At 73.7% G+C, this 20896-nt stretch carries 19 protein-coding genes; 10 read left to right on the forward strand and 9 right to left on the reverse strand.

The features are described from left to right. On the forward strand, window positions 1-775 hold a 775-nt coding region (locus tag CRM73_RS12630), incomplete at its 5' end, for an ATP-grasp domain-containing protein (protein WP_229587938.1). Window positions 776-787: 12 nt separating this feature from the next. Here the strand turns inward: CRM73_RS12630 and murJ are convergent. Beyond that, window positions 788-2338 carry a murein biosynthesis integral membrane protein MurJ gene (murJ, locus tag CRM73_RS12635; protein ID WP_017832762.1) on the reverse strand — a complete coding sequence of 517 codons (1551 nt, stop codon included), beginning with the start codon at window positions 2336-2338 and terminating at the stop codon, window positions 788-790. Window positions 2339-2641: 303 nt separating this feature from the next. Between murJ and CRM73_RS12640 the strand changes: the two genes are divergently transcribed. Together CRM73_RS12640 and CRM73_RS12645 are read left to right on the forward strand one after the other, a co-directional pair. Then, a complete protein-coding gene (locus tag CRM73_RS12640) occupies window positions 2642-3724 on the forward strand; it encodes a peptidoglycan bridge formation glycyltransferase FemA/FemB family protein (protein WP_017832760.1) in 1083 nt (360 codons plus the stop codon). Between the two features lie 64 nt (window positions 3725-3788). Beyond that, complete coding sequence (locus CRM73_RS12645; protein WP_229587940.1) at window positions 3789-5747, forward strand: threonine/serine exporter family protein; 1959 nt, start codon at window positions 3789-3791, stop codon at window positions 5745-5747. Between the two features lie 99 nt (window positions 5748-5846). Here CRM73_RS12645 and CRM73_RS12650 read toward each other — a convergent pair whose 3' ends face one another. The 4 genes from CRM73_RS12650 to CRM73_RS12665 all read right to left on the reverse strand — a co-directional run bounded on the left by CRM73_RS12650 (window position 5847) and on the right by CRM73_RS12665 (window position 10734). Then, window positions 5847-7685, reverse strand: coding sequence for an HNH endonuclease signature motif containing protein (locus tag CRM73_RS12650; protein ID WP_229587942.1), 1839 nt, complete (start codon window positions 7683-7685; stop codon window positions 5847-5849). A gap of 244 nt (window positions 7686-7929) precedes the next feature. Then, window positions 7930-8865, reverse strand: a complete 936-nt coding sequence (locus CRM73_RS12655) for a siderophore-interacting protein (protein ID WP_035927159.1) — start codon at window positions 8863-8865, stop codon at window positions 7930-7932. 30 nt (window positions 8866-8895) lie between these two features. Continuing rightward, window positions 8896-9573: a uracil-DNA glycosylase gene (locus tag CRM73_RS12660; protein WP_126349883.1), complete on the reverse strand. Its 678-nt coding sequence runs from the start codon at window positions 9571-9573 to the stop codon at window positions 8896-8898. Between the two features lie 63 nt (window positions 9574-9636). Continuing rightward, a complete protein-coding gene (locus CRM73_RS12665) occupies window positions 9637-10734 on the reverse strand; it encodes a YihY/virulence factor BrkB family protein (protein ID WP_109222511.1) in 1098 nt (365 codons plus the stop codon). Between the two features lie 110 nt (window positions 10735-10844). On the opposite strand from CRM73_RS12665, the gene CRM73_RS12670 reads away from it, so the two are divergent. The 7 genes from CRM73_RS12670 (at window position 10845) to CRM73_RS12700 (ending at window position 16677) form a co-directional block, all read left to right on the forward strand. Continuing rightward, entirely contained in the window at window positions 10845-11552 is a 708-nt protein-coding gene (locus tag CRM73_RS12670; RefSeq protein ID WP_017832753.1) for an SDR family oxidoreductase, read from the forward strand. Window positions 11553-11566: 14 nt separating this feature from the next. Continuing rightward, window positions 11567-11896, forward strand: a complete 330-nt coding sequence (locus CRM73_RS19960) for a DUF3263 domain-containing protein (RefSeq protein ID WP_229587944.1) — start codon at window positions 11567-11569, stop codon at window positions 11894-11896. Continuing rightward, window positions 11893-12111, forward strand: a complete 219-nt coding sequence (locus tag CRM73_RS12680) for a hypothetical protein (RefSeq protein ID WP_229587946.1) — start codon at window positions 11893-11895, stop codon at window positions 12109-12111. Before CRM73_RS19960 ends, CRM73_RS12680 begins: the two co-directional genes overlap by 4 nt. Window positions 12112-12238: 127 nt before the next feature. After that, window positions 12239-12838 (forward strand): GNAT family N-acetyltransferase, encoded by a 600-nt coding sequence (locus tag CRM73_RS12685; protein WP_095650833.1) that lies wholly within the window; start codon window positions 12239-12241, stop codon window positions 12836-12838. Window positions 12839-13088: 250 nt separating this feature from the next. Then, the gene (gene groL, locus CRM73_RS12690) at window positions 13089-14720 is read left to right on the forward strand and encodes a chaperonin GroEL (RefSeq protein WP_035926880.1); all 1632 of its coding nucleotides are present in this window, start codon (window positions 13089-13091) and stop codon (window positions 14718-14720) included. Window positions 14721-14870: 150 nt separating this feature from the next. Continuing rightward, the gene (locus tag CRM73_RS12695) at window positions 14871-15578 is read left to right on the forward strand and encodes an MgtC/SapB family protein (RefSeq protein WP_229587948.1); all 708 of its coding nucleotides are present in this window, start codon (window positions 14871-14873) and stop codon (window positions 15576-15578) included. Between the two features lie 76 nt (window positions 15579-15654). Beyond that, window positions 15655-16677 carry an RNase H family protein gene (locus CRM73_RS12700; RefSeq protein ID WP_229587950.1) on the forward strand — a complete coding sequence of 341 codons (1023 nt, stop codon included), beginning with the start codon at window positions 15655-15657 and terminating at the stop codon, window positions 16675-16677. Between the two features lie 9 nt (window positions 16678-16686). On the opposite strand, the gene CRM73_RS12705 is transcribed toward CRM73_RS12700, so the two are convergent. The 4 genes from CRM73_RS12705 to CRM73_RS12720 all read right to left on the reverse strand — a co-directional run. After that, complete coding sequence (locus CRM73_RS12705) at window positions 16687-18153, reverse strand: cell wall metabolism sensor histidine kinase WalK (RefSeq protein ID WP_017832746.1); 1467 nt, start codon at window positions 18151-18153, stop codon at window positions 16687-16689. Between the two features lie 12 nt (window positions 18154-18165). Then, window positions 18166-18888, reverse strand: a complete 723-nt coding sequence (locus CRM73_RS12710; RefSeq protein ID WP_229587952.1) for a response regulator transcription factor — start codon at window positions 18886-18888, stop codon at window positions 18166-18168. 36 nt (window positions 18889-18924) lie between these two features. Then, a complete protein-coding gene (locus CRM73_RS12715; RefSeq protein WP_229587954.1) occupies window positions 18925-20601 on the reverse strand; it encodes a DNA repair helicase XPB in 1677 nt (558 codons plus the stop codon). Further along, the coding region (locus tag CRM73_RS12720) for a hypothetical protein (RefSeq protein WP_229587956.1) at window positions 20589-20896 on the reverse strand (308 nt) is incomplete at its 5' end. The genes CRM73_RS12720 and CRM73_RS12715, both read right to left, overlap by 13 nt.

Genomic DNA, 20896 nt, shown 5'->3' on the forward strand with positions numbered 1-20896 from the left:
CCGGGCGGGCCTCGCCGCCCCCCGGACGCTGGCGGCCACGGACGAGGCGCTCGCCGCCTGGGACGGCCCGCTCGTCGTCAAGTGCCGGGCGCACTGGGCGCCCGGGCAGACCCGGCCCCACCGCATCGAGGCCAAGCTCTTCCCGGACGCCCCCGCCGCCGCCGGACAGGTGCGGCGGATCCGCGAGGCCGGTGCCGAGCCGGTGCTGCAGGTGCCCGTGCGCGGCACCCTCGGGGCCCTCATCGGGGTCCACCACGACGGCCGCCTGCGCGGCCGGGTGCAGCAGACCACCTCCCGGCTGTGGCCCACGCCCAACGGCGTCTCGACCCGTGCGCAGACGGTGCCCGTCGACGAGGAGCTCGCGGCGCGCGCCGAGGTGCTGCTGCGCGACCTGGGCTGGTGGGGCCTCGTGGAGCTGCAGTTCCTCACCGGGGACGACGGCGTCCCGCAGCTCATCGACCTCAACGGCCGCTTCTTCGGCTCGATGGCCCTGGCCGAGGCCGCCCGCCCCGGGCTGGCCGACGCGTGGGGCCGGCTGGTGCTCGGCGCGCCCGTGCCGGAGCTGCCGGACGCCCGCCCCGGGGTCCGCTACGCCTGGCTCGCCGGGGACCTGCGGCGGGCCTCCGTGGAGCGCCGCGGCGGTCTGGCCGCGGACGTCGCCGACACCCTCCGCTGGGGCCGCGGCGCCCAGCACAGCGTGTGGGACCTGCGCGATCCCGGACCCACGTGGCACCTGGCCACCTGGCGGCTCAGGAACGGCGCCCGCTCCGGGTAGGGCGGCGCCGCGTCAGCGCCTCCGGCGCAGCGTCCGCAGCGTCTCGCCCACGAGCAGGCGCTCGGGAGCCCGCAGCACGACGAGCCCGAGCAGGTACGTCCCGCCCACCACGGCGGCGCAGAGCGCCGCGAGCACGAACGAGGGCAGCTCCGCCAGCGCCTCCCGCGCACCCAGCCCTGCGGCGCCGGCGACGGCCGCCAGCACGAGCGCCCGCGCCACCAGTGCCGTCGTCGCCCTGGCGTCCAGCCCGGCGTGCCGCCGGTGCAGCAGCCACGCGTTGAGCAGCGCCGCCACGACCAGGGACGCGGTCGTGGCCGCGGCGATGCCGGCGAGGCCCAGCACCGGGGCCAGCAGGACGTCGCCGACCACGTTGACGACCATCGCCAGCACCGCCACGACCACGGGCCCGCGGGAGTCGCCGATGGCGTAGGACGCGCGGACCACGACCTGGCGGAAGCCGAGCGCGAGCAGCGCCGGCGCGTACCAGGCGACCGCGGTGGCCGTCGCCGCGACGTCCCCGTCGTCGAACGCGCCGTGCCCGAAGGCCGTGGCGACGAGGGGTCCGGCCGCGACCACGAACACCGCGCACACCGGGGCGAGCACGGTGACGACCACGGACAGCCCGCGGTCGACGAGCCGGCGCAGCTCGGGCCGGTCGTCCGCGGAGGCGCCCAGGGCCGGGTACAGGGGGACGAGCAGGGCCGCGATGACGAGGGTCTCCGGCAGGTCGACCAGGCGCCAGCCGTAGGTCAGCGCCGTGATCGTGCCGTCCTCGAGGGTGGAGCCCACCGCCCGGTCGACGAGGGTGTTGATGTTGACCACGGCGTTGCCCACCAGCATGGGCGGCACGAGCCGGGCGATCTCCCGGAAGCCCGGGTCCCGCAGGTCCCACCGGGGCCGGAGCCGGGAGCCGAGCGCCCGCACGGGGGGCACCTGCATCAGCAGCCGCGCCGCCGAGCCCACCACGTAGCCCACGGCGAGCGCCGAGACGCCGTACCGGGGCCCGAACAGACCTGCCGCGGCGATCATGACGAGGTTGAACGGGACGCCCTGCAGGGAGGACCACGCGAAGCGGCCGTGGGCCTGGACGAGCGAGGCCAGCAGGTCCGTGCCGGCCACGAGCACCGTCGCGACGAGGACGATCCGGGTGAGCGAGGCGGCCGTGGCGGTCTGGGCGTCGTCGAACCCGGGGGCGAGCAGGGCCGTCACCGGTTCCGCGAGCAGCCCCGTCACCACGGCGGCCAGGCCGAGGACGACCACGGTGACGGTGAGGGAGACCTCGAAGCCGCGGTGGCCGCGGCACCCCGTGCCGTCGGCGCGCTCCCGGGCGGCCTCCCGCGAGGTCACGGGGGTCACGGAGCGCGCCATCGCCCAGGCGATCAGGCCGAGGACGACGTTCAGCACGCCCTGGGCCACCAGCCACGCGTCGAGCTCGGCGCCCGCGCCGAAGACGGCGCCGACGACGACGTCCCGGGCGAAGCCCAGCACGGTGGAGACGGCGGTCAGTCCGGTCACGAGGACCGCGGCGCGGGCGATGCTCCAGCGCCCGCCCGGTCCACCCACGGCTCCCGCCACCTCCCTGGTCCGGACCGCGCCGGGGATCGGAGCGGACCTGCCGGTGCGCGCCGCGGACCTGCCGGTGCGAACCGCCTGAACAGAATACACAGCGCGGCACCCGGTGCCGCCCCGGTCCCGTCCCGGGCCCGCCGCGGGGACGGGAACGGGGGCGCGGCGCCCGAGCGGCACGGCTCAGAGGCCCCTCAGGCCCGCGCGGTTAGACTGACCGGGGCCGGCCCCCGCCGGCGCACCGGCCCGCCGGCCGCCCCCGGCCGGCCGGCCCCGACGACCCCGACGATTGAGAGAGCCTTGCGAGAGTTCACCGCACGCTTCGCCACCGCCCAGGAGATCGAGGCCTGGGACACCCAGGTCACGGCGAACCCGCACGGCGGCAACCTGCTGCAGTCGGCGTCCTTCGCGGACGTCAAGGCGGACCACGGCTGGCGGCCCCTGCACCTCGTGCACGAGCCCGCCGACGGCGGACAGGCGTCCTACAACCTCGTCCTCGAGAAGGCGGTGCCCGCCCTCGGCAAGCTCTGGTACATGATCAAGGGCCCGGACGTCGCCTCCGTCGACGACATCCCCGGGATCGCCGCGGCCAGTGCCCGGCTCGTGGCCGAGCAGCGGCTGAACGTCTTCGCGATCAAGATCGAGCCGGACGTCCTGGACTCCGACTACGCCCGCGGCGTGCTCGCGCGGGCCGGGCTGAAGAAGTCCTTCAACATCCAGCCCAACGACTCCACAGCGGTCCTCGACACCGACCGGGACGAGGAGGCCGTGCTGAAGTCGCTGCACTCCCGCGGGCGCAACGCCGTCCGGCGAGCCCTGCGCGAGGGCTGCACCGTCGAACGGGTCGAGCTGACCGAGCAGAACATGCGCCGGATGTACGCGCTCATGGACACCGTGGGGCAGGGGGACGCGAACGTGAACCTGCGCTCCTACGAGTACTACGCGAAGTTCTGGACGGCGTTCGAGCAGGCCGGCCAGGGGCGGCTGTACTTCACCTACGAGGACGGCGAGCCCTCGGTGGGCGCCTACGTCATCGCCTACGGCACCAAGGGCACCTACAAGGACGGCGGCTCGAAGCCCCGGCGCCGCCAGTACGGTGACTCCCACCTGCTGCAGTGGACCGCGATCACGGACCTCATGCGGGAGCACGGGATCGTCGAGTACGACTTCTGCGGCACCCCGCCGAGCGACCAGCTCAAGAACAAGGAGCACCCCTACTACGGTCTGGGGCTGTTCAAGACGAGCTTCACCAAGACCGTGGTCGACTTCGTGGGCGTCCACGACCAGGTCCTGAGCCCCGCCAAGTACGCGGTGTGGACCAACGTGGCCGAGAAGGTCCAGCGCCAGCTGTGGGTCCGCCGCACGGGCCAGCCCTTCTACTGATCCGACCCCGACCCCGACCGCCCGCCGGGCCCCCGCCCCCGCGCCCCGGAAGGAGGAACGCCGCGTGGTGACCGACCAGCGCGCCCCCCTGCGCCCGTTCGCCGCCTACCCCTCGTCGGACGGTGCCGAGGAGCCCGACCTCCACGTCGTCGAGCCCTTCGGTCCGGGCGGGGACACGACGCTCACGGGCGCCGCCCGCCCGGTCGCCCGGCACGGCGCGGGCCTGCCCGCGGTGCGCCCCACCGAGGACCAGGCCCAGCACGCCCGGCGCCGCGCCGGGACCACCGTGCTCGACATCGTGCCCGACGCCCCGCAGGCGCTGCCCGTGCTCAGCACGAGCCTGATCCGCCGGCACGGGGACACCCCCGAGCCGGAGAAGCGCCGCGAGCTGCTCTCCGCCGCCGAGACCGTGCCCCTGCCGGCGTCGGCGCGCCGGCGGCGCCGCACCGGCACCGACACGGTCCCCGTCTCCCGCCCGGAGACGACGACGATCGGGCCGCTCCCGGCTCCCGGCAAGAGCTCCGACCGGATGCAGCGGGGCGCCTACCCGTCCACCCGGGCGCAGGGGGACCGGCCGGGCGGGCGCGCCCGGCTGCGCTCCATCCTGCAGGGGGAGGCCGCCCCGACCGCCCCCATGCGCGTGGTGGAACGGCTCAACGCCTCGCCCTTCGCCAATCTGCGCCGGTTCGGGGAGTCCACCAGCCGGCAGGCTCGGCGCACCCTCAACTTTGCGCTGCGGCTCGCGGAGACCATGTTCCACTACGGCGCGGACGCCCTCGACGTCGAGAACGCCATCATCGCCGTGTGCGCCACCTACGGGGTCGAGAACGTCGAGGTGGACATCACCAACCAGGCCGTGACGATCAACTACATCGCCGACGACCAGCCGGACGGCGGGGACACCCGGACCCGCGAGGACGTCTTCAACGACCCGGACACCAACAGCCACACGGTCATGCGGGTCGTGCGCTCCTGGACGGACAACTACGCGGGGCTGGCCGAGACGCACCAGCTGGTCGCGGACATCACGGGCGGTGAGATGCCCCGCGGGGAGGCGGAGCGGCGCCTGGAGGCGATCAACGCCAAGCCCAAGCCCTATCCGCGGTGGATGGTGCGGGCCGCCACGGCCGCCGCGGCGATGACCATCACCGTCGGCATCGGCGGGGGAGTGCTGGGTGCGCTCGTGGCCGGTCTGTCCTCGGTCGTCAACCAGGTCGTGGCGCACCGGCTGGGCGTCTGGCGGATCCCCGAGTTCTTCACCATGGCCGCCCAGTCGGGGATCCTCACCACGATGGCCCTGCTGATGTCCTGGGCCGGTGTCGACCTGTCCCCGGCACGGGTCATCGCGGGCGGGATCATCCTGCTCCTGCCCACCACCCGCATGGTCTCCACCATGCAGGACGCGATCAACGGGTTCCCCGTCACGGCGGCCGGGCGGCTGCTCTCCACGTCCATGGCGTTCCTCGGCATCGTGGCCGGCATCGCCGGCGGCATCTCCGTGGCCGGCTACGCCGGCATGCCCCGGGTCGACGTCTCGCAGAGCGCCTTCGACCCGGTGGGCCCGCTGACCAACTCCGTGTTCATGCTGATCGCCACCGGGCTCATCGCGGTCACGATGCAGGCCAAGCCCCGTCACGTGCTCTCGACCGTGGCCGCCGCCCTCGGCGGTCTCGTGGTCTACCACACCGGCATGGCCGCCGGCCTGGGCTCCCGCCTGGACACGGCGCTCGCGGCGATCACCAGCGGGTGCGTGGCGACCGTGCTGGCGGCCCGGCACCGGATTCCCCAGCTGGTCCTGGCGATCCCCGCGATGACCTTCCTGCTGCCCGGGCTGTCCATCTTCCGCGGCATGTACACCATCACCGTGGAGACGGACACCTACGGCCCCGGGATCGTGGGGCTCGTCAACGCGATGGCCTCCATCGTGGCCCTGGCCTCCGGAGTGGTGCTCGGCAAGTACCTCATGCGGCCCTTCGTGGGGCACCTCAACGGCACCAGTTCCCGGCGCAACCGGCGCCGCTGACACGCTGACCAGTGTCAGCACCGTAGGGCGCTGTGGGCCGGGCCGGCACTGTGGTGGGCTGTGGGCCGGGGTATCGCCGGGGTGGATCGTCGGTGCGGCTCAGAACGGAGGCGGGTCGTCGTCCTGCCGGACCCCGTGGGGGCGGACCTGGTGAGGCCGGGCGCCGGAGGGCACGGTCCTGCGGGGTGTCCACAGGACCGCAGCCGGTGACGGCTCGTCCGGTGCCTGCTCTGCCGGGGGGCCGCCGTCGACGGGCAGGTCGTCGGCGATCCGCAGCGGCGAGAGCACGGGGTGGTGGTGCTGCTGGGGGTAGGTCACGTGGACGCGTCCTGCCGGTGAGGTCCATTCCAGGACGCCCTCCGGGGACTCCCGGCGGCGGTGCTGGACCCGCCAGCGCCCGAGCGGGCCGTCCCGGTGCTTGAGGACGTGGTGGTGACGGCACAGATGGGCGAGGTTGTCCGCGGCGGTCGGCCCGCCCTCGACCCAGGCCACGGTGTGGTCGAGGTCGCAGCGCTCGGCACGGCGCCGGCATCCGGGGAACCGGCAGGTGCCGTCCCTCGCTCGCAGCCGGCGCTTGAGATCGGCCGGCACGGCGTACGTGGTGCGGTCGTGGTCCAGGACGGTGCCGGTGACCGGATGTGTCAGAACCCTCGACCAGGACCCGGCGCCGGCGGCGATCCGCTCGGCCACGCTCACCGGGATCGGCCCGTAGCCGGCCAGCTCCGCGCAGCCCGGGCTCCCAGCAGGCCCGCCGCGGCCGGTGGCTCCGCCGGCGCTGCATGATCGGCCGGGGAGCCCGTCTCCGTTGGATGATTCACCGGGGACCGCGTGTCCGCCGGGTGATCTGCCGGGGAGCGCGCCTCCGTCGGGTGATCCTCCGGGAAGCCCGTCTCCGTCGGGCGACCGGCCGGGGGATCCGCGGTCGGGAGTCTGTGCGCTGTGCTCCAGCAGCGAAAGCACGGGAACGGTGACCGTGACCTGCCCGCGGATCCCGCGCAGGTGCTCCGGCATGCAGGCGGGCTCGCCGTCCAGCAGCAGTGCGGCGAGCACGTCCGCGCGCAGCTGCCCTGCCGTGCGCGGCCCGTCCTCCCAGCAGCTCCGGTCGTCGTCCGGGCCCCGGCCCTCAGCGACGCCCTGGCCGCCACACGCGGACCCGGCCAAGTCCGACGACGGGCTGTGCGGATCCACACGGGCGGCGATGGACGCGAGACGGGCGTGGACCGCGTGGGCGGTGGCCGCGTCCAGGAGCGCGCACAGCCGCGCCATGCCGTCCTCCTCGGGTTCTATCCACACCCTGCGCCCCCGGCGGGCCAGCCGGTGACGGTCCTCCTGAGACCCGGCCAGCAACCAGGCCCGCCGCCTCCGGGCCAGCGCCCGGAGCTGCGACGCGGTGGCCGTCGGGGCCTTCTCCAGCAGCTCGTCCACGACACGGGACACGGCCTCGCCGAGCGGCCGCTGCTCGGGCGGCCGACCGGTCACACCCACCAGGTCCCGCCACAGGTCCACGATCACCTCGGTCTGGCGCGGGGCGATCGCCCCGGACTCGAGAGCCTGCAGGACCCGGGGCAGGCTCTCGGCGAGCAGGACCGCGTTCTCCACACGGCGCACCGCCGTACCCGCCGGCAGCCGCAGCGCCGGGCCGATCTCGTCGGCCACGTCCAGCACCGTGCGCTTCTCCGGTTCCGGGACGTGCTGCCCACGACTGCGGGCTCGCTCGTTCGACCAGCGTGCCCGGGCCGCCCGTCGCCGATCGTGCGCCTGCTCCTGCAGCTGCCACATCCGGTGGATCACCCGCAGCTGCCGGCCCGCAGCCCGTGCCTCCGCCCGGGCGTCCTCGACCAGCTCCGTCACAGCACCGGCGTACTCACGGTCGGCAACGGCCGTGTCCTCCCCGAGGACCTCCTCCGGGCTCCGCGGCCGGCCGGCGGTGGTGGTCATGTCTCATGATCCCCACCGGGTCCGACACCATAAGGACGGAGACGGAGACGGAGACGGAGACGGAGACGGAGACGGAGACGGAGCCCGTGGCCCGGGCCGGGGCCATGCCCTGGGGCGGGGAGGAGCGGCCGTGAGACGCGGAGGGACGGCACGGCTCCCGGGCGCGTCCGAGAACCGGTGCCCGATCTCGGGACGAGCAGCTCAGCGCCGCGCAGTCCGAAGGATCACCGCTCGCGGGTCCGGCTCAGAGGATCTGGCCGACCGGCAGCTTCTTCTCCGCCTGGAACACGTCCTCGGTGCGGCCCCTCGCCCAGTAGCCGGACAGCGAGACCTGGTCCCGCTCCAGCCGACGGCGCGTGAACAGCTCCTCGCGCAGGGCCTTCATGACCTCCCGCTCGCCGTGGGCGAAGACCTGGACCCCTTCCGGGTCGGTGGGCCACCCGGCCTCGCGCACGGCCCGCACCAGGGCAGGGTCCTCTCCGGGACCGCTGTCCGCCCGGAACACCCAGCGCACCGCCATCCCGGCCGGGGCGGACACCGGCTGGACGTCGGAGGGCGTGTCCACCTCCAGCAGCACCTCGCCCTGCGCGGAGGCCGGGAGGGTCTCCAGGACGGCGAGGGCGGCGGGGATCGCGGCGTCGTCGGCGGCGATCAGGGTCCACGCGGCGTCCGGCGCCGGCGTCCACCTGCCCCCGGGGCCGAGGGCGATGATGCGGTCCCCGGGCTCGGCGCGGGCCGCCCACGGGCCGGCAAAGCCGTCGTCACCGTGCAGCACGAAGTCCATCCACAGCTCGTGCCGCTCCGGCACGTACCGGCGGATGGTGAGGTGGCGGGTGACGGGCTGCCGGTCGCCCGGCAGGGTCTCCTTGAGCTCCCAGTAGTCGGGGTTCCGGCCAGGCTCCGCCCCCGGCCGCAACGAGCCTGTGGTCTCGGCGTCAGGAGCGTCCGTGCCGGGGATCGAAGTCCCGGGGAGCGCGGTGCCGGCTTCGCCCGTGCCGGGCCGGAGGAAGACGAGCTTGACGTACTTCTCGGGCGGGACGATGTCCGCGTAGCGCTCGGGCTCGTCGATGCCCAGGACCACCCGGACCATCGACGGGGACAGCAGCTCGCGGGAGCGCACCGTCAGGTTCAGCTGCGGCTTGCGGGGTCTGGCGGGCCGGGCCCCGGGGGTCGTCGTCATGCCGCCCACCCTAACGGAGGCCTCCTGGTGTCACAGCCGCCAGTCGACGGGCTCCGCGCCCTGCTGCTCGAGGAGCTGGTTCGTGCGGGAGAACGGCCGGGACCCGAAGAAGCCCCGGGACGCGGACAGCGGGGACGGGTGCGCGGACTCGACCGTGGGGAAGCCGTCCAGCCACGCGGCAGTGCTCCGCGCGTCCCGGCCCCACAGGATGGCCACCAGCGGGGTCCCGCGGCCGGCGAGGGCCTTGATGGCGCGCTCCGTGACCGCTTCCCAACCCTTGCCCCGGTGGGAGGCCGGGGCCCCCTCGCGCACGGTGAGGACCCTGTTCAGGAGCATCACGCCCTGCCGGGACCACGCGGAGAGGTCCCCGTGCTCCGGCGGGTCGACGCCGAGGTCGTCCCGCAGCTCCTTGTAGATGTTCTGCAGGGAGCGGGGCACTGGACGCACCTGGGGCTGCACGGAGAAGGACAGGCCCATGGCGTGGCCGGGAGTGGGGTAGGGGTCCTGCCCGACGACCAGCACCCTGACCTGCTCGAGCGGCTCCTGGAACGCCCGCAGGACCGCCGGGCCCTCCGGGAGCGTGCGGTGCCCGTCGGCGTGCTCCTCGCGCAGGAACCGGCCCATCCGCCGGATCTGCGGTTCCACGGGGGCCAGGGCCTCCGCCCAGTCGGGGGCCATGATCCTGTCCAGGGGCTGGGTCTCGCTCACGGTGCTCCTCGGTGCGGGTGCGGGGTCGATGCGGGTGCGAAAACGGGTGCGCCGTGCACCACTCTAGGCCGGTGCCGTGCCGTCCCTGGCGCGGGCGTGCTCCGTGGGGTCGGGACCGGCGTGCCGACGGCGCAGCGCGCGGCCCTCCTCGACGAGCTCCTGCTCCTTCGCCTGCATCCGCCGCACGCCCCGGAGGTCCCGCGGCGGCAGCCGCAGGTTCTCCTCGGCCTCGATCCCGGCCTGGAGCTGGCGTCCGCGCTCGATCTCGGCGTTGAGCTCGGCGCCCGCGAGCAGCACGATGTTCATGATCCAGATCCACAGCAGCAGGACGATCACTCCCCCGATGGCACCGTAGGTGGCGTTGTAGTCGTTGACGTTGGACACGTAGAAGCTGAACCCTGTGGTCGCAGCGCTCATGACCAGGATGGCGACCACCGAGCCGATGCTGAGCCACCGGAACCTCGGCTGCCGGATGTTCGGGGTGGCGTAGTAGAGCAGGGCGATCACGAAGACGAGCAGCAGCAGCAGGGCCGGGATCCGGGCGGCCTGCCAGAGCCGGAGTGCCGCCTCGCCGAGGCCGATCAGCCCGCCGAGCCGCTCGGCGACCGGCCCGGAGAGCAGCAGGAGCAGCATCATGCCCACCACCAGGACCACCAGGGACAGCGTCACCGCGATCATCAGGGGGTAGAGCTTCCAGACGGGGCGGCCCTCCTCGACCTCGTAGATCCGGTTCATGGACCGACCGAAGGCCCGCACGTAGCCCGAGGCCGTCCACAGGGCGCCGACCAGACCGGTGACCAGTGCCAGGCCCGCGGACGGGAAGCCGGTGAGCTCGCCGATCGGCCCCTCGAGCACGGCCACGGCCCCCTCCGGGACCCCGAACTCGTCGAGCAGGCGCAGCAGGGTCCTGGTGGTCGCCTCGGCCTGACCGACGACGCCGAGCATCGACACCACCGTGAGCAGCCCCGGGAAGATGGACAGCACGGCGAAGAACGTCATCACCGCCGCCGAGTCCGTGCACTCGTCGCGGCGGAACTCGTGGACGGTCCGGCGCAGGATGTAGCTCCACGAGGGTCTCGTGATCTGTGCCGGCGACGAGGGCTTCTCCGCGCTGTCCGGGTCCGCCCCGGGATCTCCCGCGGCGTGGGGGTCGGCTGCCATGGGGCTCCTCCGTGTGGTCGGCTGCGGGCCAGGATACCGGGGCCGCCACCGCCCCGGCCCGTTCCGTCCGGGGCGGGCGGGACCGGCGGCGGACTGGCTAGAGTGGGCGCATGAGCGCTTCCTCCACCGAGACCCGACCCCTCGCCGTCGTCACCGGGGCCACCGGAGGCATCGGCCGCGCGTGCGTGGTGGACCTCGCCCGCGACCACGACGTCCTGGCCCTGGGCCGGGACGCCGGCCGGCTGGCCGAGCTCTCCGGCCTCCCGCACGTCACCGTCCGCGCCGCCGACCTGACCGACGTCGCGGCCCTGCCGTCCGTGGTGGCCGGCCTGGACCGGGTCGACGTCCTGGTGCACTCGGCGGCCGTGGCCGGGCGCACCACGGTGGAGGCCGCCTCCGTGGCGGACTGGCGGGCCCAGCTCGAGCTCAACGTGGTGGTCCCCGCGGAGCTGACCCGGCTCCTGCTGCCGGCCCTGCGAGCGGCCCGGGGGAAGGTCGTGTTCCTCAACTCCGGCTCGGGGCTCAACGCCCGCGCCGGGGACGCCGTCTACGCGGCCTCGAAGTTCGCCCTGCGCGCGCTCGCCGACTCGCTCCGCCAGGAGGTCGAGGCCGACGGCGTCGTGGTCAGCTCGGTGCACCCCGGCCCGGTCGACACGCAGATGCAGCGGGACATCCAGGCGGGCCTGGGTCACGAGTACGTCCCGGAGCGCTACCTCCGGCCGGAGTCCGTGGCCGCGGCGGTGCGCGCCGTCGTGGACGCGGGCGAGGACGCGCAGCTGACCACCCTCTCCCTGCGGCCGCGGGCCGAGTCGCGGTGACCGGCGAGGACGCGGTGCCCGAGGACGCGGTGCCCGCGGACGCCCGGCCCGGCGACGACGCCGCCCTCGGCGCGGAGCCGGTGCCGGACGGGGAGGCCGCCCCCGGCGGGAAAGACCCCGGCGAGGGGACCGGCCTGGACGCCGTGGACCGCGAGATCCTCTCGCTCGAGAACCTGCAGTGGAAGTACCAGGGGGCCAAGGAGATGGAGATCCGCCGCCGCCTGAACCTCTCGCCCACCCACTACTACCAGCGGCTCAACGTCCTGATCGACACCCGCGCAGCCCTCGAGCACGACCCGATGCTCGTGGCCAGGCTGCGCCGGCAGCGAGGAGACCACGGATGACCCAGTACCCGCACGACGAGTTCGACGACGTCCCCGAGGACGGGCCTCGACAGGGCGCCCACCGCGGTGTCCGGCCGACCGTCCGCGTGGGCGCCCGGGAGCTCACCGCCATCGTCCTGGCCGGGGTGCTGACCCTCGGCGTCGGGGTGTTCGCGTTCCTCAACGCCCCGGGCGAGGCCGCCCCGGCGCCGGGCGCCACGTCCACGGGGTCCTGAGCCGGCCCGGTCCTCGAGGCGTCCCCCATCGGGCTCCGGTCCCGGAGCCCGACCGCTCCGACGCCGTTCACCACGACGTCGTCCACCACGACGTCGTCCACCCCTGACGCCACCGGAAGGAACCACCGTGCAGATCGAAGGAAGCCGAGTCCGCGTGCGCGACTGGACCGAGGAGGACCTCGTCGACTACGAGGCGTGGATCATGCCGCCCGCCGGCGGCGGCGAGCACGAGTGGCAGCGCACGGACGGCCCGTTCTACCCGAACTTCACCGCCGAGGGCGCCCAGCGCTGGCTCGGCACCCTCCGGGAGCACGTGACGGCCGGGGACTGGCCGGACCCGCGCGAGACGATGGTGATCGCCGACGCCGCCGACGACCGGTTCATCGGGCAGGTGTCCTGGTACTGGTCGGAGAAGCCCACCGAGGACCCCGGTGACGGCACGCACCTGCTGCCGCTGCGCTCCCTGGGCATCACCGTGTACTCCCCGGAGCACTGGAGCGGCGGCTACGGCACCGAGGCGATGCGCCTGTGGATCGACTACCTCTTCGCCCACTCCGACTCCCACCGCCTCGACCTGGAGACGTGGAGCGGCAACGCGGGCATGTGCCGCGTGGCGGTGAAGCTGGGCTTCACCGAGGAGGCCAGGATCCGCCGGGCCCGCAGGGTCGGCGGCGAGTACTACGACCGGATGGTCTACGGCGTCCTGCGCGAGGAGTGGCAGGGCTGAGCGGAATCGGCTCAGGGGTTTGCACTCTCCGGGGACGAGTGCCAAGATTGCGATTAGCACTCAGTCGTGTGGACTGCTAATGGCTCGGTCCCCGGCCCGACCCGGGCAGCCACCGGCACAGGAGTGACACCTCAACCACCACGGTGAGGTGCCGCACGGCGTCGGGAAGAGTCCGCCGTCGTGCGCGCCGTCCGTCGCGGGCACCGTGGAGGTCGACCGTTTGTCTACCGTCCAGGAGGGACGAAGTCACATGGCAAAGATGATTGCTTTCGACGAAGAGGCACGCCGCGGACTCGAGCGGGGCCTGAACACCCTGGCCGACGCCGTCAAGGTCACCCTCGGCCCGCGCGGCCGCAATGTGGTCCTCGAGAAGGCCTGGGGCGCCCCCACGATCACCAACGACGGCGTGTCCATCGCCAAGGAGATCGAGCTCGACGAGCCGTTCGAGAAGATCGGCGCCGAGCTCGTCAAGGAGGTCGCCAAGAAGACCGACGACATCGCCGGCGACGGCACCACCACCGCCACCGTGCTCGCCCAGGCGCTCGTCAAGGAGGGCCTGCGCAACGTGGCCGCCGGCGCCGACCCGCTGAGCCTCAAGCGCGGCATCGAGAAGGCCGTCGCCGCGGTCACCGAGGAGCTGCTGGCCTCCGCCAAGGAGGTCGAGACCGAGGAGCAGATCGCCGCCACGGCGTCGATCTCCGCCGGCGACCCCGAGATCGGCCGCCTCATCGCCCAGGCGATGGAGAAGGTCGGCAAGGAGGGCGTGATCACGGTCGAGGAGTCCAACACCTTCGGGCTGGACCTCGAGCTGACCGAGGGCATGCGCTTCGACAAGGGCTACCTCTCGGGCTACTTCGTCACCGACGCCGACCGCCAGGAGGCCGTCCTCGAGGATCCCTACATCCTCGTGGTCAACTCCAAGATCTCCGCGGTCAAGGACCTGGTCCCCGTGCTCGAGAAGGTCATGCAGGCCGGCAAGCCGCTGCTGATCATCGCCGAGGACGTCGAGGGCGAGGCCCTGGCGCTGCTGGTGCTCAACAAGATGCGCGGCTCCATCAAGTCCGTGGCCGTCAAGGCCCCCGGCTTCGGCGACCGCCGCAAGGCGCAGCTGGCCGACATCGCCATCCTCACCGGTGGCCAGGTCATCACCGAGGAGGTCGGGCTCTCCCTCGAGACCGCCACCGTGGACCTGCTGGGCCAGGCCCGCAAGGTCGTCGTGACGAAGGACGAGACCACCATCGTCGACGGCGCCGGCACCGCCGAGGAGATCGAGGGCCGCGTGGCCCAGATCCGCGCCGAGATCAACAACTCGGACTCGGACTACGACCGCGAGAAGCTGCAGGAGCGCCTGGCCAAGCTGGCCGGCGGCGTGGCCGTCCTCAAGGCCGGTGCCGCCACCGAGGTCGAGCTCAAGGAGCGCAAGCACCGCATCGAGGACGCCGTGCGCAACGCCAAGGCCGCCGTGGAGGAGGGCATCGTCGCCGGCGGCGGCGTGGCCCTGATCCAGGCCGGCCAGAAGGCGTTCGACAAGCTGCAGCTCACCGGCGACGAGGCCACCGGCGCGAACATCGTGAAGGTCGCCATCGACGCCCCGCTGAAGCAGATCGCGATCAACTCCGGCCTCGAGGCCGGCGTGGTCGTGGACAAGGTCCGCGGTCTGGCCCAGGGCCACGGCCTCAACGCCGCCACCGGCGAGTACGAGGACCTGATGGCCGCCGGCATCAACGACCCGGTCAAGGTGACCCGGTCCGCGCTGCAGAACGCGGCGTCCATCGCCGGGCTGTTCCTCACCACCGAGGCCGTCGTCGCCGACAAGCCGGAGCCCGCGGGCGCCGGTGCCGGTGCCGACGACGGCATGGGCGGCATGGGCGGCATGATGTGATCGACGGCTGACCCGTCGAGCGTGCCCAGCACGCATCCGGCACGGGCCGGGCACCTCGCGGAGGTGCCCGGCCCGTCGTCGTCCCGCACCTGGTGCCGCAGGGCCGGAAGTGGTGTTCAATCGTGAGCACCAGCTGCCGGAGGAGGTGCCGTGGACGTCGTCGTGTGGGACGCGGTCCCCGTCCAGGTCGCGCTCGTGCTGATCGCCTTCGGGCTCACCTCGCTGGTGGGCCTCGAACGGCGGCTGCGGCGCAAGAGCGCCGGGCTGCGCACGCACGCCCTGGTCGGCACCGGATCGGCGGTGTTCACCCTCGTGTCCGCCTACGGCTTCGGTGTCCTGCCCGGCATCGACGCCGGTCCCGACCCCTCCCGCGTGGCGGCCCAGATCATCACGGGCATCGGCTTCCTGGGCGCGGGCGTGATCTTCACGAACCGGGACGTGGTGCACGGCCTGACGACGGCTGCGAGCATCTGGCTCTCCGCGGCCATCGGGATGGCCTGCGGGGCCGGGCTCGTGCCGCTCGCCGTCGTCGCCACGGGCCTGCACTTCGTCTCCGCGATCCTGCTGACCCCGCTCTCCCGCCGCCTGCCCGGGATGGTGGCCCCGCAGGGACTCCGGCTGCGCTACGAGGACGGGCACGGCGTGCTGCGGGAGGTCCTGACGGTGGTCGACGAGCTGCAGCTGAGCGCCTCCGTGGTCTCGAGCCGGACGGTCGAGGGGTCCGAGGGCACCGAGGTGGAGCTGCTCCTGCGGCTCGAGGGCAAGACGGACCTGCGCACGGCGGCCGTGCAGGTGTCGAGGGTCGCCGGGGTGCGCGACGTCGCCCAGCAGCAGCTCGAGCAGGAGCCCGGCGACTGAGCCGGTGGTGCACGCGGCCCGTGGTGCACGCGGCCCGTGGCGCACGGCGTCCGGGCGCCGTGAAAAGATGAGTGCCATGACGATCACTGCTGCCGCCGACGGCTCCGCGCTGGGCAATCCCGGTCCCGCGGGATGGGCCTGGTACATCGACGACAACACCTGGCGGGCCGGCGGGTGGCCGCACGGCACCAACAACATGGGCGAGCTCAAGGCCGTCCTGGACCTGCTCGAGGCCACGGCACACCGCCCCGACGAGCCCCTGCGGGTGCTGTGCGACAGCCAGTACGTCATCAACTCGATCACGAAGTGGATGCCCGGCTGGAAGAAGAAGGGCTGGAAGAAGAGGGACGGCAAGCCCGTCCTCAACGTGGAGCTCATGAAGGCCCTGGACGCCGCGATGGCGGGCCGCGACGTGCGCTTCGAGTGGGTCAAGGGCCACGCCGGCCACGAGCTCAACGAGGCCGCCGACATCCGTGCCCGGGCCGTGGCCACGGCGTTCCAGACCGGTCGCCCCGCGCCCGAGGGACCCGGGTTCGACGGCGCCGCCCGGCACCCGGACGGAGCGGGCACCCGGACCCCGGCCCGGGAGCTGCTGGACGCCCCGGAGCCGGTGGACGCCGCGCCGCTGGTGGAGGCCCCAGGGCCGGGGGAGGACGAGGATCCCGGCGCGTTCGAGGACCGGCACGACCCCGATCTGCTGAGCGAGCTGCTCGCCCACGAGGAGGAGCTCGCCCGCGGCCGCACGGCGGGGGAGACCGTCCAGGAACTCGAGCGGGACCTGCTCCGCCCGGAGGTCAGGGCGGACCCGGGCCGGCTGGGCCAGCTGCTGCACGAGGCCTTCGCCGAGGTCGGTGCCTCGGGGTCGTGGCGCTCCCGGGCGGACGTCCTCGACCGGCTGCCCCGCGAACCCGGGCTCGGCGCGGTGGACGTGCACGTGCTGGAGGCCACCGAGCTCGGCCCCGCGGCCGTGCACCTTGTCTACCGGCTCACGGCGGGGGACCGCACGAGCCTGCGCAGCTCCCTGTGGGTCCGGGAGGACTCCCGCAACGAGCTGGGGCCCTGGCAGCTGCGCTTCCACCAGGGCACCTACGAGTCCTGACGGGCCCGCTCACACCTCCGGGGCGTCGTCGGCGGGCTCGATGCCCGGCACGCGCACGGTCATCGTCGCCCCGCCGCCGGGGGTCTCGGTGAGCCGCACCGTGCCGTCGTGCTGCTGGACGATCGCGGCCACGATGGACAGCCCCAGCCCCGTCCCGCCGGTCTCGCGCGTGCGGGAGGAGTCGGCCCGGTAGAAGCGCTCGAAGACGCGCTCCGCGTCCTCGCCCTGGATGCCCGGGCCGTGGTCGCGCACCTGCAGGACGGCGTTGAAGGAGTCGTCGACCGAGCGCTCCACGCCCACCGCGATCTCGATCGGCGTGCCCTCCGGGGTGTAGCGCAGGGCGTTGGTCACGAGGTTCGCCACGACCTGGCGCAGCCGGAACTCGTCGCCGTGCACCCATGCCGAGACCGGGCCCCCGCCCCCCAGACCGCCGACCTCGATCCGCCGGTCGGGGGCGGAGGCGCGGGCGTCCCCGGCCGCGTCGAACGCGAGGTGGAGCAGGTCCACGTCGACGTTCTCCGCGGGCCGCCGCTCGTCGAGGCGCGCGAGCATCAGCAGGTCCTCCACGAGCTGCGTCATCCGCTTCGCCTCCGACTCGATCCGGGACATCGCCCCGGCCACGTCCTCGGGCTCCTGCAGGGCGCCGTGCCGGTAGAGCTCCGAGTAGCCCCGGATGGTCACCAGGGGCGTGCGCAGCTCGTGGGAGGCGTCGGCCACGAACCGCCGGAGCTTGGTCTCGGACCGGGTGCGGGCGTCGAAGGCGTCCTCGATGTGGCCGAGCATCGCGTTGAGCGACGCCGAGAGCTGGCCGATCTCGGTCTGCCGGTTGTAGCCCTCCATGCGCTGGGAGAGGTCGCCCTCGGCGATCCGGGCGGCGGTCTGCTCCACCCGGTGCAGGGGCGCGAACGCCCGGGTGACCAGGATCCAGCCGACCGCCATGGCCGCGAACAGGGTCGCCACCCCGAAGCTCAGCGTCAGGAGGGTCACCGCGCTGAGCATCGCGTTCATGTCGTCGAGCGGCTCGGCGACCGCCACTACGAGGTTCAGCCGTTCCGTCTCGGCCGCGACCACCCGCCACCGGCGGTCCGGGGCGTCCACGGAGCCCACGGTCGTCGGCTCGAAGGGGTTCTCCCGCACGTGCTCGAGGTCGACCTGCGACAGGTCCGGCCGCCGCTCGAGCACGCCCTCCGGGGTGTGCACCGCCTCGGCGAGGGTCTCGCCGTCGGCGTCGAGCAGGAACCCGGCGTGCGGCACCTGGACGCCCTGAGCCCCGCCCATGTCTGCGACCAGCACGGTGGAGACCGGCCGGACGGAGTCCCGCAGCCCGCGGTCGATGTCGTTCAGGAGCGAGGTGCGCAGCACCGAGATCGCCACGAAGCTCGTCACCAGGATGGACAGCGCCAGGAGCAGGCCCGTGAGCACCATGAGCTGCGAGCGCAGCGATGCCGAGCGCCACCGGGAGGACAGGGTGTGCATCCCGGGGCCGGGTCAGTGGTTCTTGTGCTGGGAGCGCAGGAGGTAGCCGACGCCGCGCTTGGTGTGGATCAGCGGGGGCAGCTCGGGGTCGTTGTCGATCTTCCGGCGCAGGTAGGAGATGTAGGACTCCACGATCGAGGCGTCCCCGTTGAAGTCGTACTCCCACACGTGGTCGAGGATCTGCGCCTTGGACAGCACGCGGTTCGGGTTGAGCATGAGGTAGCGCAGCAGCTTGAACTCGGTGGGGGACAGGTCGATCTCCCGCTCGCCCCGGAACACCTCGTGCGCGTCGTCGTCGAGGACCAGGTCGTCCACGCGCAGCCGGGAGTCGTCCTCCTCGGCGGGCTGCGTGCGGCGCAGGACCGCGCGGATGCGGGCGACGACCTCGTCGAGGCTGAAGGGCTTGGTGACGTAGTCGTCGCCGCCCACGGTCAGACCGGTGACCTTGTCCTCGGTCTCGTCCTTCGCCGTGAGGAAGAGGATGGGGAAGTGCTGCCCGGACGCGCGCAGCTTGCGGGTCACGGTGAAGCCGTCCATGTCCGGGAGCATGACGTCGAGCACCGCGAGGTCCGGGTTCTCGGACTCCGCCTTGGCCAGGGCGTCACGGCCGTTGGCGGCGGTGACCACCTCGAAGCCGGCGAAGCGCAGGGACGTCGCCAGCAGCTCGAGGATGTTGGGCTCGTCGTCGACGACGAGCAGTTTCGCTTCGGGGTTGTCGTTCTTCACGCCGCTCATTTTCTCGGAACACCCTGAACGCCGGCTGAACGGCGCTCACCGGTCCTCGGGGAGTTCGCCGGGGGCCTCGACGGCGGCGGCGTCGACGATCCGGTAGGCGTAGCCCTGCTCCGCGAGGAAGCGGCGGCGCCGGGCCGCGTAGTCGGCGTCCACGGTGTCGCGGGCCACCACGGTGTAGAAGGTCGCCGGGCGGCCGTCGTGCTTGGGCCGCAGCAGTCGGCCCAGGCGCTGCGCCTCCTCCTGGCGGGAGCCGAAGGCCCCCGAGACCTGCACCGCGACCGAGGCCTCCGGCAGGTCCACCGAGAAGTTCGCGACCTTGGAGACCACGAGCACCGGCAGCTCCCCGGCCCGGAACGCGGCGAAGAGCTTCTCCCGCCGGGCCGTGCCGGTGCTGCCGTTGAGCACCGGGGCGGCCAGCAGCGCGCCCAGCTCGTCGAGCTGGTCCAGGAACTGCCCGATCACGAGCACCGGCTCCCCGCGGTGGCGGGCCACGAGCCGGGCCACGACGTCGAGCTTGTGCGCGGAGGACGAGGCGAGGCGGTGCCGGTCGGCGTCCTCCGCGGAGGCGTAGGCCATCCGGTCCGCGAGGGGCAGCTCCACCCGGACCTCGACGCAGTCGGCGGGGGCGATGTGGCCCTGGGCCTCGATCTCCCGCCACGGCGCGTCGTAGCGCTTCGGGCCGATGAGGGAGAACACCTCGCCCTCGCGTTGGTCCTCGCGCACCAGGGTGGCCGTCAGGCCCAGCCGGCGCCGCGCCTGCAGCTCGGCGGTCATCCGGAACACGGGGGCGGGCAGCAGGTGCACCTCGTCGTAGACGATCAGCCCCCAGTCGTGCCCGTCGAGCAGCTCGAGGTGCGGGTGGATCCCGCCGCGGCGCGCCGTCAGCACCTGGTAGGTGGCGATCGTCACCGGGCGGACCTCCTTGACGGCTCCGGAGTACTCGCCGATCTCGTCCTCCGTCAGGGTGGTCCGGCGCAGCAGCTCGGCCTTCCACTGCCGCGCCGAGACCGTGCTCGTGACCAGGACGAGCGTCGTCGTCGAGCTCGCGGCCATCACCCCGGCACCCACCAGCGTCTTGCCGGCGCCGCACGGCAGGACGACGACGCCGCTGCCGCCCGCCCAGAAGTTCTCCACCGCGTGGCGCTGGTAGGGGCGCAGGGCCCAGGCCTCGCCCGTCACTGGGTCCGTCTCCGTCAGGGCGACGGGGTGGGGCGTGCCGTCCACGTAGCCGGCCCGGTCCTCCGCCGGCCACCCCACGGTGAGCAGCAGCTGCTTGAGCTGGCCGCGGGCGCTCGCGTGCACCACCGTGGTGGCGCCGTCGATGCGGGGACCGAGCAGCGGGGCGATCTTCCGATGCCGGGCGATCTCCTCCAGGACGGGGGCGTCGTGGCAGCGCAGCACGAGCCCGTGCACCGGGTCCTGCTCGAGCACCAGGCGGCCGTAGCGGGACATCGTCTCGTCGATGTCCAGGAGCAGGGCGTGGGGGACCGGGAAGCGGGAGCGGGTGAGGAGGACGTCGAGCACCTGCTCGGCGTCCAGCCCGGCGGCCCGGGCGTTCCACAGGCCCAGCGGGGTGATGCGGTAGGTGTGCACGTGCTCCGGGGCGCGCTCGAGCTCCGCGAAGGCCGCGAGCTCCCGCCGGGCGTCGTCGGCGTCCTCGTGGTCGAGCTCGAGCAGCACGGTCCGGTCGCTCTGGACGATCAGGGGTCCCACGGGGTGGCTCCTCCGCTGTCGGTCGGGTCGTCGATCAGGTCCTCGGCCAGGTCGTCGGGCGGGTCCTCGGGCGGGCACCGCGCGCGGTCCCGGCCGGTGAGCCGGTCCACCAGGTCCTCGATCTCCTCCGCGGAGGGGACGGGCAGGCGCGGGGCGGGCACCTCGAGCAGCAGGGTCGGGTCCGCGGCGGGGGCCTGCGGCGCGGACTCCGCGGGGGCGACGTCGAGGGCCGGCTCCGTGCCGGTGGCCCGGACGGCCGCCGCGAGCTCCCGGAGCCCGCTCTCCCGGCCGGCGG

Origin of the sequence: Kocuria sp. CCUG 69068 (genome assembly GCF_020833785.1) — a bacterium.
Classification (GTDB): domain Bacteria; phylum Actinomycetota; class Actinomycetes; order Actinomycetales; family Micrococcaceae; genus Kocuria; species Kocuria rosea.